13 protein-coding genes are annotated in these 13,668 nt (G+C 66.5%); 5 read left to right on the forward strand and 8 right to left on the reverse strand.

What is annotated here, in order from left to right:
• The first annotated feature begins 169 nt into the window (after window positions 1-169).
• Genes ATO3_RS21975 through ATO3_RS21985 form a run of 3 tightly spaced genes read left to right on the forward strand, consistent with a single transcriptional unit; the run spans window position 170 to window position 2,653 of the window.
• Entirely contained in the window at window positions 170-913 is a 744-nt protein-coding gene (locus tag ATO3_RS21975) for a glycosyltransferase family 2 protein (protein ID WP_088652059.1), read from the forward strand.
• Window positions 913-1,215: a lipid-A-disaccharide synthase N-terminal domain-containing protein gene (locus ATO3_RS21980; RefSeq protein WP_088652060.1), complete on the forward strand. Its 303-nt coding sequence runs from the start codon at window positions 913-915 to the stop codon at window positions 1,213-1,215. Before ATO3_RS21975 ends, ATO3_RS21980 begins: the two co-directional genes overlap by 1 nt.
• Window positions 1,169-2,653 carry an ArnT family glycosyltransferase gene (locus ATO3_RS21985; RefSeq protein ID WP_158218039.1) on the forward strand — a complete coding sequence of 495 codons (1,485 nt, stop codon included), beginning with the start codon at window positions 1,169-1,171 and terminating at the stop codon, window positions 2,651-2,653. The genes ATO3_RS21980 and ATO3_RS21985 overlap by 47 nt, the downstream gene beginning before the upstream one ends.
• A 132-nt stretch (window positions 2,654-2,785) precedes the next feature.
• Here the strand turns inward: ATO3_RS21985 and ATO3_RS21990 are convergent, their stop codons facing one another.
• From ATO3_RS21990 to ATO3_RS22025, 8 genes are all read right to left on the reverse strand, one after another.
• A complete protein-coding gene (locus ATO3_RS21990) occupies window positions 2,786-3,562 on the reverse strand; it encodes a creatininase family protein (protein ID WP_088652062.1) in 777 nt (258 codons plus the stop codon).
• 100 nt (window positions 3,563-3,662) lie between these two features.
• On the reverse strand, window positions 3,663-4,289 hold the full coding sequence (locus ATO3_RS21995; RefSeq protein WP_088652063.1) for an NAD(P)H-dependent oxidoreductase: 627 nt from the start codon (window positions 4,287-4,289) through the stop codon (window positions 3,663-3,665).
• Complete coding sequence (locus ATO3_RS22000; protein WP_088652064.1) at window positions 4,290-4,871, reverse strand: NAD(P)H-dependent oxidoreductase; 582 nt, start codon at window positions 4,869-4,871, stop codon at window positions 4,290-4,292.
• Complete coding sequence (locus ATO3_RS22005) at window positions 4,872-6,272, reverse strand: FAD-binding oxidoreductase (RefSeq protein ID WP_088652065.1); 1,401 nt, start codon at window positions 6,270-6,272, stop codon at window positions 4,872-4,874.
• Between the two features lie 9 nt (window positions 6,273-6,281).
• The gene (locus ATO3_RS22010) at window positions 6,282-7,136 is read right to left on the reverse strand and encodes an ABC transporter permease (RefSeq protein WP_088652066.1); all 855 of its coding nucleotides are present in this window, start codon (window positions 7,134-7,136) and stop codon (window positions 6,282-6,284) included.
• 31 nt (window positions 7,137-7,167) lie between these two features.
• Window positions 7,168-7,902, reverse strand: coding sequence for an ABC transporter ATP-binding protein (locus ATO3_RS22015; RefSeq protein ID WP_088652129.1), 735 nt, complete (start codon window positions 7,900-7,902; stop codon window positions 7,168-7,170).
• Window positions 7,903-7,957: 55 nt separating this feature from the next.
• Complete coding sequence (locus tag ATO3_RS22020) at window positions 7,958-8,971, reverse strand: ABC transporter substrate-binding protein (RefSeq protein WP_088652067.1); 1,014 nt, start codon at window positions 8,969-8,971, stop codon at window positions 7,958-7,960.
• 260 nt (window positions 8,972-9,231) lie between these two features.
• Window positions 9,232-9,717, reverse strand: coding sequence for a class I SAM-dependent methyltransferase (locus ATO3_RS22025; protein ID WP_088652068.1), 486 nt, complete (start codon window positions 9,715-9,717; stop codon window positions 9,232-9,234).
• Between the two features lie 216 nt (window positions 9,718-9,933).
• Between ATO3_RS22025 and ATO3_RS22030 the strand changes: the two genes are divergently transcribed.
• Together ATO3_RS22030 and ATO3_RS22035 are read left to right on the forward strand one after the other, a co-directional pair.
• Window positions 9,934-11,706, forward strand: coding sequence for an ABC transporter ATP-binding protein (locus tag ATO3_RS22030; protein WP_088652069.1), 1,773 nt, complete (start codon window positions 9,934-9,936; stop codon window positions 11,704-11,706).
• Window positions 11,699-13,612: an ABC transporter substrate-binding protein gene (locus tag ATO3_RS22035; protein ID WP_088652070.1), complete on the forward strand. Its 1,914-nt coding sequence runs from the start codon at window positions 11,699-11,701 to the stop codon at window positions 13,610-13,612. The genes ATO3_RS22030 and ATO3_RS22035 overlap by 8 nt, the downstream gene beginning before the upstream one ends.
• Window positions 13,613-13,668 lie beyond the last annotated feature (56 nt).

Genomic DNA, 13,668 nt, shown 5'->3' on the forward strand with positions numbered 1-13,668 from the left:
CCGCCCGACCGCAAAACCCCCGCCCCGTAGGCGGGATCCCCCGTCCCGGACCGCCTCGCTTGCGCGGTCCGGGGCAAGCCGCTAGAAGACGCCGACCCGGCAGCGCCGGAGCCGCGGCCACCGGGCCCGGCGACCCGAAGGGAACCAAACGGACCGGCATGGCCTCCACATGATTTCGATCATCGCCCCCATGAAGAACGAGGCCGAGAACGTCGAGGCGCTCGTGCGCGAGATCGCCGAGACCTGCGCCTCCATCGCACCCTTCGAGGTGATCCTCGTCGATGACGGATCGGACGACGGCACGGGCGCGGTGATCGCCGGGCTCCAGCGCGAATTCCCCTGGCTCCGCCAGCTGCGCCATCCGGTCTCGGCCGGGCAATCGGCGGCGGTGCATTCCGGCGTCCATGCCGCGCGGGGCGACATCATCTGCACCCTCGACGGCGACGGCCAGAACCCTCCGCACGAGATCCCCGCGCTGGCCGCGCCCTTCCTCGACCGGCACTGCCCGGCGGACCTGGGCCTTGTCGCCGGCCAGCGCGTTGACCGCGACGACACCTGGTCCCGGCGCTCGGCCTCGACCTTCGCCAACGGGCTGCGGTCCTGGCTACTGAACGACGGCACCCGAGACACCGGCTGCGGGCTGAAGGCCTTCCGCCGCGATGCCTTTCTTGCGCTTCCCTACTTCAACCACATGCACCGCTACCTGCCCGCGCTTTTCACGCGCGACGGCTGGGCGGTGGCCCATGTGGATGTCAGCCACCGAGCCCGCGAGGCGGGGCGCTCGAAATACTCCAACATCGGCCGCGCGCTGGTCGGGCTTTACGACCTGTTCGGCGTGGCCTGGCTGATCCGCCGCCGCAAGACACAGAAACCGACCGAGGTCGGCCGCACCCCGGACGGGGATACCGCCTGATGGACGCGCTGCTCGCCTTCTTCCGCGTCACCACCCTGGCCGAGCTGATCTGGGTCCTGGTCGGCCTTATCGGCCAGCTGATGTTCTCGATGCGCTTCATCCTGCAATGGCTGGCCTCGGAAAAGGCCAGGCGGTCTGTCGTGCCCGAGGTCTTCTGGTGGTTCTCCATCGGCGGCGGGCTGATCCTGTTCGCCTATGCGCTGCACCGCCGGGATCCGGTCTTCATCCTCGGACAATCGCTTGGGATTTTCATCTATGCCCGCAACCTCTGGCTGGTCCGCGCCGAAAAGCACCGCACCTGAGGCGCTGCGCCTCGGCGTCCTCGCCGTCCTCGCGCTGACGCTCTACCGGGTCGTACTGCTGGCCTTCGCCAGCGCCGATCTCTTCGTGGACGAAGCGCAATACTGGGCCTGGGGCCAGAACCTCGAATTCGGCTATTACTCCAAGCCGCCGCTGATCGGCTGGGTAATCCGCGCATTCACCGAAGTGGCGGGCAGCGATGCGCCCTTTTGGATCCGCCTGCCCGGCCCCCTGTTCCACGGCGCCGCGGCGCTGGTGGTGCTAGCCACCGCGCGCCGGCTCTGGGGCGATGTGGCGGGCGCGGCGACGGGGATCGCCTATGCCTCCATGCCCGGCGTGGCGCTTGGTGCGCTGCTGATCTCGACCGACACGATCCTGCTGCCCTTCTTCGCGCTGGCCCTGTTCTTCTGGCTGAAGCTGACCGAACGCTCCTCCGCCGGCGTGGCCCTGGCCATGGGCGCGGCCGTCGGCCTCGGCATGATGGCGAAATACGCGGCGATCTACTTCGTCCTGGGCGCGCTCTTCTCGGTGATCTTCGTGCGCGGAGCCCGGATCTCCTGGCGCGACGCCGCGCTGGCCGCGCTGGCCTTCCTCGTGGTCTTCGCGCCCAACATCCTCTGGAACCTCCAGAACGGCCTGACCACGGTCTCGCACACCGCCGACAACGTCGACTGGATCAACGATCCCTCCACCCGCCTGCGCCTGAACTTCTCCGGCCTCGCCGAATTCTTCGGCGGCCAGTTCGGAGTCATGGGCCCGGTCTTTTTCGCCGCCTACCTCGTGGTAGTGGCCCGCAAGATCGTCACCGGAGACTGGCCCGCTCGCTGGCTGATCTGGATGAGCCTGCCAATCATCCTTCTGGTCTGCGTCCAGGCGATCCTCAGCCGTGCCTATGCCAACTGGGCCGCGCCCGCCTATGTCGCCGCCGTGATCCTCACCGCGCCCTGGCTCTTCGACCGCGCGCGCCGCATCTACTGTGCAGCACTCGGCATCAACCTGGCGCTGTCCCTCGCCCTGCCGCTGGCCGCCGTCTTCGCCACCAGCTGGACCCTGAACGACCGCCTGGTCCTGGGCCGCTACGTCGGCCGCGCCGAGGCCAGCGCTCGGATCCTCTCGACCGCGAGAGAGGCCGGCCTCACCGATGTCGTCGCCACCAGCCGCGATCTCCTCGCCGATCTCTTCCACGCTGCCAAGGGCACCGGCATCGCCCCCTGGTCCGTCCCCTTCGAGGGCCATGTGCCCCACTATTACGCCCAGCGCTTCCCCTACCCCACGGGCCAGTCCGCCCCGGCCCTCTATGCAGATTTCGCTGATGTCCCGCCCCTCTGCGCCCCCGGCACCGAGGTTACCGAGCTCACCCGCTGGGACATCCCCGGCGGCGCCTACCGAGGCCGCACCCTCGTCGCCTGGCGCGTCGGCCCCGGCTGCTGGACGGACTGAGCCCACCCCCCGCAAGGCACGGCGCAACGCGCCATCTGACATGTAAAAGAGATCACCCGCCAAAAGGCAGGATTGTCCCGCGCGGGGTGGGCGGGCGGGAGCGTGGGACAAGCCTGCCCCGCTCCCAACAGGTCACACCGTCCCGGGCAGCTTCATCCGCTTCACCTTGTAAAGCAGCTCCACGAACCCCCGCACCTGATGCGCACAGGTCGCCCGCCCCTTCTCCGCCGTCGCCTGCGCCGCCTCGCCGACGATCCCCGTCTCCGACAGGTCCGACGCGATCCAGCCATAGCTCACCGGCCCGATCGGCGGGATCTCAGTCACCGCAGCACTCGACGGCGTATCCACCGCGCGCCCCATGTCCACCGTGTGCGGGGCAAAGGCCAGCATCAGCGAGGTCTCCCGATCCCCGCCATGGATCCCGTGGGTGACCTCTTCCTCCGAATACAGCCCCTCCGGCGCACCGAACCCGCCCCACTGGCATTTCACCGCCAGCATCCCCGCCTGCACCCGCAGCTCCCGCGACAGGATCGAGACGAGGTCCAGGTTCCCGCCATGGGAATTCACGATCACGATCTTCTTCACCCCCGCCCGCGCCACCGACAGCCCGATCTCCACCCAGGCCTGCAACGCCGTCGCCGCCGACAGCGTCAGCGTGCCCCCGGCCCAGAGATGTTCGTTCGACTTCCCCACCGCCTGCACCGGCAGGATGCGGATATCCAGGTCCTCCGGCACCACGCGCCGCAGCTCGGCCAGCATGCCCTCGGCGATCAGCGTATCGGTCCCCACCGGCAGGTGCGGCCCGTGCTGTTCGATCGCGGCGGTGGGCAGGATCGCGATGGTCTCCATCGGGTCGCACTTGCCGAATTCCTCGTAACGGTACTCGGCCCAGTCAAGGCGTCGGGTCATCTGGTCGTCTCCGGGATCACCACTCGAATTCAGGCGCACAGGGCAGCGGGCGCCCGCGGGGAGGGTGGGTGGGAGCGGGCGCCCGCGGGGAGGGGTCGCATCACGCGTTTACCGTCTCCGGCGCCTTCGCCGCCCCGACAAACCGCTCCATCTTGCGCGCAACCTTCGCCAGGTGCTTCGCCCGGCTCTCGGGCGTCGATGAATCCATCAGGTAATGCGCCGCGAAGGTCGTCTTGCACCGCGGCGCGCAGATCAGCCGCAGGCCCCGCAGCAGCGTCCGCTTGCCCGGCGCGCCCACGAACCGCGTCAGCCACCAACTGGCCCCGCAGGTGGTGAACACCCCCAGCCGCGTGATGTTGCTCAGCCCCGGCCGGATATCCGGATGTCCCTCCGACGGCATCAGGAAGGCCACACCGGGCACCAGAGCCCGGTCCAGCCAGCCCTTCAGGATCGCCGGCAACCCGTACCACCAGGTCGGGTAGACGAAGATCAGCGTGTCGCACCACGTGAGATCCTCGATCTCCTGCTCGATCCCCTGCCGGTTGAGGCTCTCGTCCTCGTACCATTCATGCTCCTGCGCCGTCAGCACCGGCGCGAAAGGCCCTGCATACAGATCCACCAGCCGCACCTCGGCCCCGACCGCCGCCAGCTTCTCCAGCACCACCTCCCGGACCGCCTCGGTGAAACTCGCCTTCCGGGGATGACAATACACAACAAGCGCCCGCATTCAGAACGCCTCCATTTCCTTACCCACACGGGCGAGGAATGCCGCCCGTTTCTCGTCACTGGCCCGGTTCATATCGTAGAGCGCGAGATAGCGCATCTTTTCGGGCCGGCAGACATTCCACACCGCCCTCTTGACGCAGCGCCGCGGCGGATCCCCCGCCCCGATCGCGCGCCAGCGCGTGCCGCCATAGGTCGTCACCGCCGCCAGCTTGCGGATATGCGTCAGGTTCGGTTTCACGAACCCGTCTTCCAGCCGGAACGACACGCCGGGAAGGAACACGCGGTCCAGAAACCCCTTCAGGATCGCCGGATAGCCGAAGTTCCACACCGGGAACACCATCACCAGAGCCTGCGCCGCCCTCAGCCTTTCGACATACTCCCGCACCGGCTCCAGGTTCGGCCCTTCGTCATGGTAACCGCGCCGTTCCTCTTCCGTGAGAACCGGCGAAAACCCCTCGGCATTCAGGTCGCAATCATCGACCTCCCATCCCGAAGCCCCCAGCGCCTCCACCGTCCGCTTGTGCAGCGCGGCCGAGAAGCTCTCGGGGCACGGATGCGCAAAAAGAACCAGCGCCCGCGCCATCTATTCCGCCGCCTTCATCCCGGGCCAGGCGTACATCCTCGCGTAATCCCAGTCCGGATCGTCCCAGGCGATCATCTTGCCGGGGTTCAGCAGGCCCTTGGGATCCGCCTCGCGCTTGAAGGCCAGCTGGGTGTCGTCCACCGTCTGCCGACCGCCTTCCTCCAGCGTGTACCGATGCGGGTTGAAGATCAGCGCGCCGGCCTCCTCGTGCAGGCGGACGATCTCGTCCAGCCGTTCCTCGGTGGTGAACTTCACCATCGACAATCCGGCAAAGCCCACCTTGCCGTTCATCCGGATCGCCTCCAGGTGCTGCAGCACCTCGGGGCTGAAATCGTCCCGCATCTTCGCGATCAGCTCAAGGTGGTCGGGAAAGGCATAGCGCACCTGCAGATAGGTGATCGACGGTTCCACCTTCAGCGCGCGCAGCGTCGTGTGGTTCCAGCCGTATTCAAAGACCGGCCCCGGAGCGCGCGGCCAGTCGTGATCGTCCGAGCGGTAGATCATCCGCATGTCCTCCCGGCGGTTCAGGAAGGTCAGGAAGCCGTCCATCGACTGCGGCGCCACCATCAGCCCGATCAGATGCGTGCCTTCGTCCACATGCGGCTTGACCCGTGTGAAATAGGCATGCGCCGTCGGCGCCTCGTAGACCGAGGCGAGCTTGAGCAGGATGCCATCCTCGTTCGCCAGCTCGTCGGCGAAATGCGTGGCCGCCATGAAATCGTCCGAAGCCACGAAGATGTCGATCCACTCGTAGGCCGGGGCCAGCGGCATCTCCAGCTCGGTGATGATCCCGTTGGTGCCATAGGCATGTGAGACCCGCGCAAGCTCCTCTCCGGTGAATTCCAGGATGCGCGGCTGTTCCTCCATCGTCACGACCCGCAGGCGGATGATGTTGCCCAGATCGCGCAACGACCCCCAATGGACCGAGCCGACACCGCCCGAGCCCCCGGCGATGAACCCGCCGATCGTCGCCGTCGCCCAAGTCGAGGAAAACATGCGGATCTCCTGCCCCGATTGCGCCTTGCACTCGGAATCCAGATCCTTCAGCAGGCAGCCGGGTTCGACCACCACGCGGCCGGGCATCACCGACTTCACCCGGTTGAGATAGCGCAGGTGCATCACGCAGCCGCCCGCCAGCGGCATCGCCTGCCCGTAATTGCCGGTGCCCGCGCCCCGCGTCGTGACCGGCACGTCGTGGTCATAGCAGACCTTCAGCACCTCGATCACCTCGGCCTCGGATTTCGGGCTGACCACGAAATCGGCCACCACGTGATCCAGCCGCTCTTTCAGCACCGGCGAGTACCAAAAGAAATCCCGGCTTTTCGATTTGATCGCGGCGGCGTTCTCGTCGATCTCCAGATGGGCCAGGGCCGCCTTCGCGGCAGCGACGTTGTCCTTCATGTCTTCTCCTCAGACTTCCCGCTTGATGGCGCTTTCGTGCCACTTCCGCAGAAGCAAATGGCTGATGAAACTGGTCAGCGCATAGATCGCCACGCCCGCCCCCGCGATCAGGAACAGCGCCGCGAACATGCGCGGAATGTTAAGCCGATACCCGGCCTCGAGGATGCGGAACGCCAGCCCCGCGCCCATGCCGCCCGTCCCGGCGGCAAACTCGGCCACCACCGCCCCGATCAGGCTCAGGCCCCCCGCGATCCGCAGACCGCCCAGGAAATAGGGCAGCGCCGAGGGCAGCTGCAGAAAGCGCAACCGCTGCCAGCGCGTGGCGCCGTAGATGGTGAAAAGGTCGCGCAGGTTGTGATCGGTGGAGTTCAGCCCCAGCGTCGTGTTCGACAGGATCGGAAAGAAGGCCACGATCCAGGCGCACAGGATGATCGCCGGCACGGTATCCATGTAGATCAGGATCAGCGGCGCGATCGAGATCACCGGCGTCACCTGCAGGATCACGGCGTAAGGGTACAGCGCCATCTCCAGCCAGCGCGACTGCGTGAACAGCACGGCGATCCCGACGCCGCCGATGATCGCGGCCAGCAGCGCGGCACATGCCACCTTCAGCGTGATGATCAGCGAGGACGCCAGCGTGGCCCAGTCGATCCAGAGCGTCTTGGCCACCAGCCCGGGGCGCGGCAGGATGTAATGCGGGATCTCGTTGACCACGACGATCCGGTCCCAGCCCCAGATCGCCAGCGCGCCGACGACCAGCGGCACCAGCCAGCGCCCGATCCTGTCGCGCCGTTGCCTGCGCTGGCGCGCGGCCTCTTCGGGGTCCATCGGCGCCTCGGCCAGGCGTTCGTCGGCGATGCTCATGCCCGCTCTCCCATGGCTCTGCCCTGCCCCATTACACCGGCTCTCCCATCGCGCGTTTCAGCGCCTCGGAGGCCGAGCGGCAATGGGCGGCGTATTCGGCGCTGGTGCGGAACACTTCGGTGCGCGGATAGGGCTCCGCCACCGTCAGCTCCTCGATCACACGTCCCGGGCGGGCCGCCATGATGACGATGCGATCCGACAGGAAGACGGATTCGAACACCGAATGGGTCACGAAGATCACCGTGCAGCCGATCTTCTCCTTCATCGCCAGCAGGTCGTTGTTCAGCTTGAACCGCGTGATCTCGTCCAGCGCGGCAAAGGGTTCGTCCATCAGGATCAGGCTCGGCTTCGTCACCATCGCCCGCGCGATCGACACCCGCATTTTCATCCCGCCCGACAGCTCGCGCGGATAGGCGCCTTCGAACCCCGTCAGGCCGACCAGCTCCAGCGCCTCGGCGATATCCGCCTTCACCGAGGCCTTCGACCGGTGCTTCAGCCGCATCGGCAGCCAGACGTTGTCCTCGACCGTGGCCCAGGGCATCAGCGTCGGTTCCTGGAACACTACGCCCAGCTCCTGCGGGCCGTCCCAGCGGATGCGCCCGGCACTTGGGTGGATCAGACCCGCGATCAGGCGCAGCGCGGTGGACTTGCCGCAGCCCGACGGTCCCAGCAGCGATATGAAATCGCCCTGCCGCACGTCCAGCGCCATTCCGCGCAGCGCGACCACGTCCCGGCCAAAGGTCTTGCCCACCTGGTCCAGCCGCATCAGCGGCGGACGCGCCGAGATCGTCGCCGCGTCCAGTGTTTCGGTCCCGCTCACCTCAGTTCCCGGTCAGCGCCGCCTTCACCGGCAGCGCCGCGCCGGTGTTGGCGAAATCCAGCGTGTAGGACTTGGTGTAATCCAGCCCCTCCTCCACGACACCGGCGGCGACCATCTTGTCGTAGAAATCCTTGATCGTGGCATCGGTCATGGCGCCGATGCCCAGCTCCAGGCTGTCGCCGCTGTCGACGATGCCGTATTCCAGCATCTTCTCCAGCGAATAGGCCAGCTGTTCATCCGACATGTCCGGATTGTCTTCCTGGATCAGCGCGTTCGCCGCGCTCGGGTCCCCGTAAAGGTAGTTCGCCCAGCCGATCGCCGATCCCTCGACGAAGCATTTCACCACCTCGGGCTTTTCCTCGATCGTCTCCGCCATGGCCGACACCATCGTCGCGTAGGTCGAAAAGCCCTTGTCGGCCAGCACCCAGATGTCCGGCTCGAACCCGCCCTCGCGCTCGATCGCGAAGGGTTCTGACGTGATATAGCCCTGCTGCGCACTGTTCTCGTCGGCCAGGAAGGGCGCGGGGTTGAACGTGTAGGGCACGCGCTTCTCGGCCTCGAAGCCGAAATCGGTGATCAGCCACTGGTAGAAGCTCTGGAACCCGTTGTCGCCGATGAACAGCTTGTCGAGATCCTTGAGCCCCTCGAAACTGTCGACCTTGCCGGGATGGGTCAGCAGCACCTGCGGTTCCTTCTGGAAATGCGCGGCCACGGTCACGACCGGGATGTCCTGGGCCACCGCGTTGAAGGCCAGAAGGAAATTCCCGTCCATCACGAAATCGATCTTGCCCGCCATCAGCATGGCGCGGTTGTTCACCTGCGGCCCGCCCGGCACGATCGTCACGTCCAGCCCGCAGGCCTCATAGGTGCCGTCGGCCAGCGCCTGATAATACCCGCCATGCTCGGCCTGGGCGACCCAGTTGGTGCCGAAGGACACCTCGGTCAGCTCCTGCGCCATGGCCGACCCGCCAAGAAGCGCCAGCCCGCTGGCCGCCGCGAGAATGGATTTCGACATTGTCACCTCCTGTTGGGGCGCCGTCCTCATCTGTCGGGGCGCCGTCCCCGTTGCACGCTGTTTGCAGGCTCACAATTCAACGCCATCGCGAAGCGGGCCAGTGCGCGCAGGGAGGAGACAGGAAGTTACGCCCAGGGGAAGAGAAGCCGCGCCCATTAATTGAGCAGGCCAGCGGGCCCGCCACCCCTCAGGTTGCAGGCCCCGGCCCCGCACCAGGGGGGCAGCATTCCGGAATTCGGCCCTTGCCCGCGCCGCCCGGGTCAGCGGCGGTAGATGAAGCAGCGCCCCGGCACCGCGCCTTCGGGCAGCGCCAGCTCTTCGAGCGTGTCGAAATACATCCGGTCCGACGACACCATCAGCCCGCCGGGCGCCAGCAGCGGCTCGATCAGGGGCGAGACCTTGCGCGCGAAGATGTCGTTCTTGTCGCGATTGTGCCCGCCCAGGTCGGCATGGGCCAGGCTGATGGTGGGACCGAACCGCTGCAGCGCCTGCGGCAGGGTCTCCATCACGTCGCCGAGGATGGCGAACTCGGGCTCGGGCGTGCTGTCGGGATGCGAGGCGATCTCGCGCTCGAACACATAGATATCCCGGTCCACGACCGTTTCGCGCAGGTGGTGATAGGTGCGCCCATTGCCCAGCCCCAGTTCGAAGACCGGCCCCGCAAGCCCGTCCGTGGCGGCGATGGCGTGGTCCAGACAGGCGCGCTGCGACACCATGCGGTCGATGAAAAGGTCGAGGCGGGTCATGGGTTTCTCTCCGGATTGGCGGGCGGTCACAGGGCTGCAAAGTCCATGCCAGAGTTCCCCGGCAATGTGTAGTCCGGGACGCTCACAGAGGAAAATATTCAGGGAAATCACGGCACAGCGGCGATTCGGGTTTGACGAAACGACCAGCCCCGCGCGAAGGTAAACAAGAGCCGCTCGCCGATCCTGAACAGAAAATAAACGACTGAAAGCGCCTTGATGACGCCTTTGCTGACAGTGGAGAATCTCGAAATCGGCTTCGGCCGGGAACAATCGGTTGTCCGCGATGTGTCGTTCGAGGTGCCCCGTGGCGAGACGCTTGCGCTGGTCGGCGAAAGCGGATCGGGAAAGACGATCACCTGCCGGTCGGTGCTGCGCATCCTGCCGCGCTCGGCGCAGGTACGCTCGGGCCGGATCACCTTCAACGGCCGCGACGGCGTGGTCGAACTGTCGAAGCTCACGGAACGTCAGATGCGCCACGTGCGCGGCGACGCGATCTCGATGATCTTCCAGGAACCGATGCGCTCGCTCTCGCCGTTGCACCGGATCGGCAACCAGGTGTCCGAAGTGCTCTGGATCCACCGCGGCGCGTCCGAGCGCGAGGCCAGGCGCGACGTCCTGCGCGAATTCGAACGCGTGGGTTTCGCGGATCCGGAACGGGTCTACCGGTCCTATCCCTTTGAACTGTCGGGCGGAATGCGCCAGCGGGCGATGATTGCCATGGCCATGGTCGCCAAGCCCGACCTGCTGATCGCGGACGAGCCGACCACCGCGCTGGACGTCACCACCCAGGCGCAGGTCCTGGGCCTGATCAAGACGCTGCAGAAGGACACCGGCATGTCGGTGATCCTCGTCACCCACGACCTGGGCGTGGTGGCCAACATGGCCGAACATGTGGTGGTCATGCACCGCGGCCGGGTCATGGAAAAGGGCGACGCGCGCCCGATCCTGTCCGATCCGACGCATCCCTACACGCAACAGCTCTTTGCCGCTGCGCCCGAAATCCCCACCGTCGACGAACCCGCGCCCGAGGTCGAAAGCAACGACCCGATCCTGACGATGCGCGACGTGAACAAGACCTATCGGCTGCGCGCCTCGGTGGCATGGAAACCGGACATGCTGGCCCGTGCGGTGCGCGGCGTCGACCTGGCGCTGGAACGCGGCAAGACGCTGGCCATCGTCGGCGAAAGCGGCTCGGGCAAGACCACGCTGGCCAAGATCGCTCTTGGCGCCGAAAAGCCCGACCCGGGCGGAGAGGTCCTGTTCCGGCCCTCTGCCGGCGGCGAGCCGGTCGTGGTGAACCAGATGACGCGCGAGGAGCGCACGGAATTCCAGAAGAACGCGCAGATGGTGTTCCAGGATCCCTATTCCTCGCTCAGCCCCCGGATGCGGGTGCAGGACGCGCTGACCGAACCGCTCGAGATCCACGGCATCGGCTCGGGCTCGGAACGCCGCGACAAGGCGGCGGCGCTGATCGAACAGGTCGGGCTGAAATCCGACATGCTGAAGCGTTTTCCCCATGCCTTTTCGGGCGGGCAGCGGCAGCGCCTGTCGATCGCCCGCGCGCTGATGCTGGATCCGGTGCTGCTGGTCTGCGACGAACCGACCTCTGCGCTGGACGTCAGCGTGCAGGAACAGATCCTGTCGTTGCTTGAAGAGATCCGCGACCGGCATAAGTTGTCGTACCTCTTCATATCGCACGACCTGGCCGTGGTCGCGCGGATCGCCGACGAGGTCGCGGTGATGCGCGCCGGGATCGTCGTCGAACAGGCTCCGGCCGAAACGCTGTTCTTCGATCCCCGGCATCCCTACACCAAGGCGCTGATCGCCGCGCAGCCCGAGCCGGATGTCAATCGCCCCATCGACCTCGCCACCGTGGCCCGCGGCGCAGGTGCGCCGTCGGACTGGCCCGAAGCCTTCCGCTTCGGCGAGGATGATTTCCCCGCGCTCACCACGATGAGCCCCGGACACAAGGTACGCCAACATGTCTGATCTGCTTTCCTTCCGCCGCCTGCGCGCCGCAACCGCGCTGCTGCTGATGACGGCGCTGCCCGCCTGGGCCCTGGACCCGCAGGAGCCCCCCTATTTCGCCGACAAGGTCGCCGCCGGGGAATTGCCCCCGGTGGCCGAACGCCTGCCCGAGACGCCTCTGGTCGTCGATCTCGAGGCCAAGGGCCGCGTCACCGGCACCCCCGGCGGCACGCTGCGCACCATGGTGTCGCGCTCCAAGGACGTGCGCCAGATGGTGGTCTACGGCTATGCCCGCCTCGTCGGCTACGACGAGAATTACGAGCTGCAGCCAGACATCCTTCTCAGCGTCGACAACGAGGACGACCGCGTCTACACGCTGAACCTGCGCCCGGGGATGAAATGGTCCGATGGCCATCCCTTCACCTCGGACGATTTCGCCTACTGGTGGAACGATGTCGCCAACAACGAAGAGCTCAGCCCCGCCGGTCCGCCCGATTTCCTGCGCGTGAACGGCAAGTTCCCAACCGTGACCTTCCCCGACGAATACACCGTCGTCTACGCCTGGGAAGACCCCAACCCCGCCTTCCTGGCCACGCTGGCCATGGCCGTGCCGCCCTTCATCTACCGGCCCAAGCATTACGTCAGCCAGTTCCACGCCAACTACGTCTCTCCCGAGGACCTGGAACAGGTAGTGGACGAAAACCGCCTGCGCAGCTGGGCCGCGCTGCACAACAAGGTCGACAACATGCACCGCTTCGACAACCCCGAGCTGCCGACGCTGCAGCCCTGGGTGAACATGTCGGACGGCAAGCAGACGCGCCACATGTTCCAGCGCAACCCCTATTACCACCGCATCGACAGCACCGGGCAGCAGCTGCCCTATATCGACGACGTCGAGATGACGATCGTGGCCGGCGGACTTGTCGCCGCCAAGACCAATGCCGGCGAAAGCGACCTGCAGGGCCGCGGGCTCGATTTCCGCGACATCTCGATCCTGCGCAAGGGCGAGGCCGACGGCAGCAATTACACCACCTATCTCTGGGGCAACGGCTATGCCTCGCAGATCGCGATCTACCCCAACCTGAACTACAACGATCCGGTCTGGCGCGAGGTGCTGCGGGACGTGAACGTGCGTCGTGCGCTGAGCATGGCGATCAACCGCGATGCCATCAACCAGGCGCTGTACTTCAAGCTGGCCAAGCCCGGCTCCATGACCGTGCTGCCGCAAAGCCCTTTCTTTCTCCAGGAAAACCGCGACGCCTGGGCCGCCCATGACGTCGAGGCCGCCAATGCCCTGCTGGACGAGGCCGGCCTGACCGAACGCCAGGGCAACGGCATCCGCCTGCTGCCCGACGGCCGCCCGATGGAGATCGTGATCGAGACCGCCGGAGAACGGCAGGAGGTCGAGAACGCGCTGCAGATCATCATCGACAACTGGCGCGATGTGGGCGTGGATCTGATCATGCGTCCGCTGGACCGCGACATCCTCTACAACCGCGTCTTCGCCGGAACCACCATGGCCGCGGTCTGGTACGGGTGGGACAACGGGATCCCGCAGGCCTATACCTCGCCCTCCTACCTCTGCCCGCGCCGGCAGGAATTCTTTGCCTGGCCGAAATGGGGCCAGTATTACCAGACCAACGGCGGCTCGGGCGAGCCGCCCGACATGGAACCGGCCATCCGCCTGCTTGAGCTGTGCAACGACTGGCAGACCGCCACCACGAAGGAAGAGCGCACCGCCGCCTGGACCGAGGCGCTGAAGATCCACGCCGAGAACCTCTTCGGCATCGGCATCCTCGCCGAGGCACCCCAGCCCATCGTCGTCAACAACCGCCTGCGCAACGTGCCGGAACAGGCGATCTGGGCCTGGGAGCCGGGGGCCCATTTCGGCATCCACCGCCCGGAGGAGTTCTTCTTCGCGGACTGACGCGATCTGCGCCCCCGCCGCTTTGGCCGGGGCGCGCCGCGTGACACCGCATGAAA

Source organism: Marinibacterium profundimaris (genome assembly GCF_002210095.1).
GTDB lineage: Bacteria > Pseudomonadota > Alphaproteobacteria > Rhodobacterales > Rhodobacteraceae > Marinibacterium > Marinibacterium profundimaris.

Excerpts from the sequence above, each read along its gene's own strand:
- ATO3_RS21975 (WP_088652059.1), top strand. The coding sequence starts at position 170 with ATGATTTCGATCATCGCCCCCATGAAGAACGAGGCCGAGAACGTCGAG.
- ATO3_RS21980 (WP_088652060.1), top strand. The coding sequence starts at position 913 with ATGGACGCGCTGCTCGCCTTCTTCCGCGTCACCACCCTGGCCGAGCTG.
- ATO3_RS21985 (WP_158218039.1), top strand. The coding sequence starts at position 1,169 with ATGCCCGCAACCTCTGGCTGGTCCGCGCCGAAAAGCACCGCACCTGAG.
- ATO3_RS21990 (WP_088652062.1), bottom strand. The coding sequence starts at position 3,562 with ATGACCCGACGCCTTGACTGGGCCGAGTACCGTTACGAGGAATTCGGC.
- ATO3_RS21995 (WP_088652063.1), bottom strand. The coding sequence starts at position 4,289 with ATGCGGGCGCTTGTTGTGTATTGTCATCCCCGGAAGGCGAGTTTCACC.
- ATO3_RS22000 (WP_088652064.1), bottom strand. The coding sequence starts at position 4,871 with ATGGCGCGGGCGCTGGTTCTTTTTGCGCATCCGTGCCCCGAGAGCTTC.
- ATO3_RS22005 (WP_088652065.1), bottom strand. The coding sequence starts at position 6,272 with ATGAAGGACAACGTCGCTGCCGCGAAGGCGGCCCTGGCCCATCTGGAG.
- ATO3_RS22010 (WP_088652066.1), bottom strand. The coding sequence starts at position 7,136 with ATGAGCATCGCCGACGAACGCCTGGCCGAGGCGCCGATGGACCCCGAA.
- ATO3_RS22015 (WP_088652129.1), bottom strand. The coding sequence starts at position 7,902 with ATGCGGCTGGACCAGGTGGGCAAGACCTTTGGCCGGGACGTGGTCGCG.
- ATO3_RS22020 (WP_088652067.1), bottom strand. The coding sequence starts at position 8,971 with ATGTCGAAATCCATTCTCGCGGCGGCCAGCGGGCTGGCGCTTCTTGGC.
- ATO3_RS22025 (WP_088652068.1), bottom strand. The coding sequence starts at position 9,717 with ATGACCCGCCTCGACCTTTTCATCGACCGCATGGTGTCGCAGCGCGCC.
- ATO3_RS22030 (WP_088652069.1), top strand. The coding sequence starts at position 9,934 with ATGACGCCTTTGCTGACAGTGGAGAATCTCGAAATCGGCTTCGGCCGG.
- ATO3_RS22035 (WP_088652070.1), top strand. The coding sequence starts at position 11,699 with ATGTCTGATCTGCTTTCCTTCCGCCGCCTGCGCGCCGCAACCGCGCTG.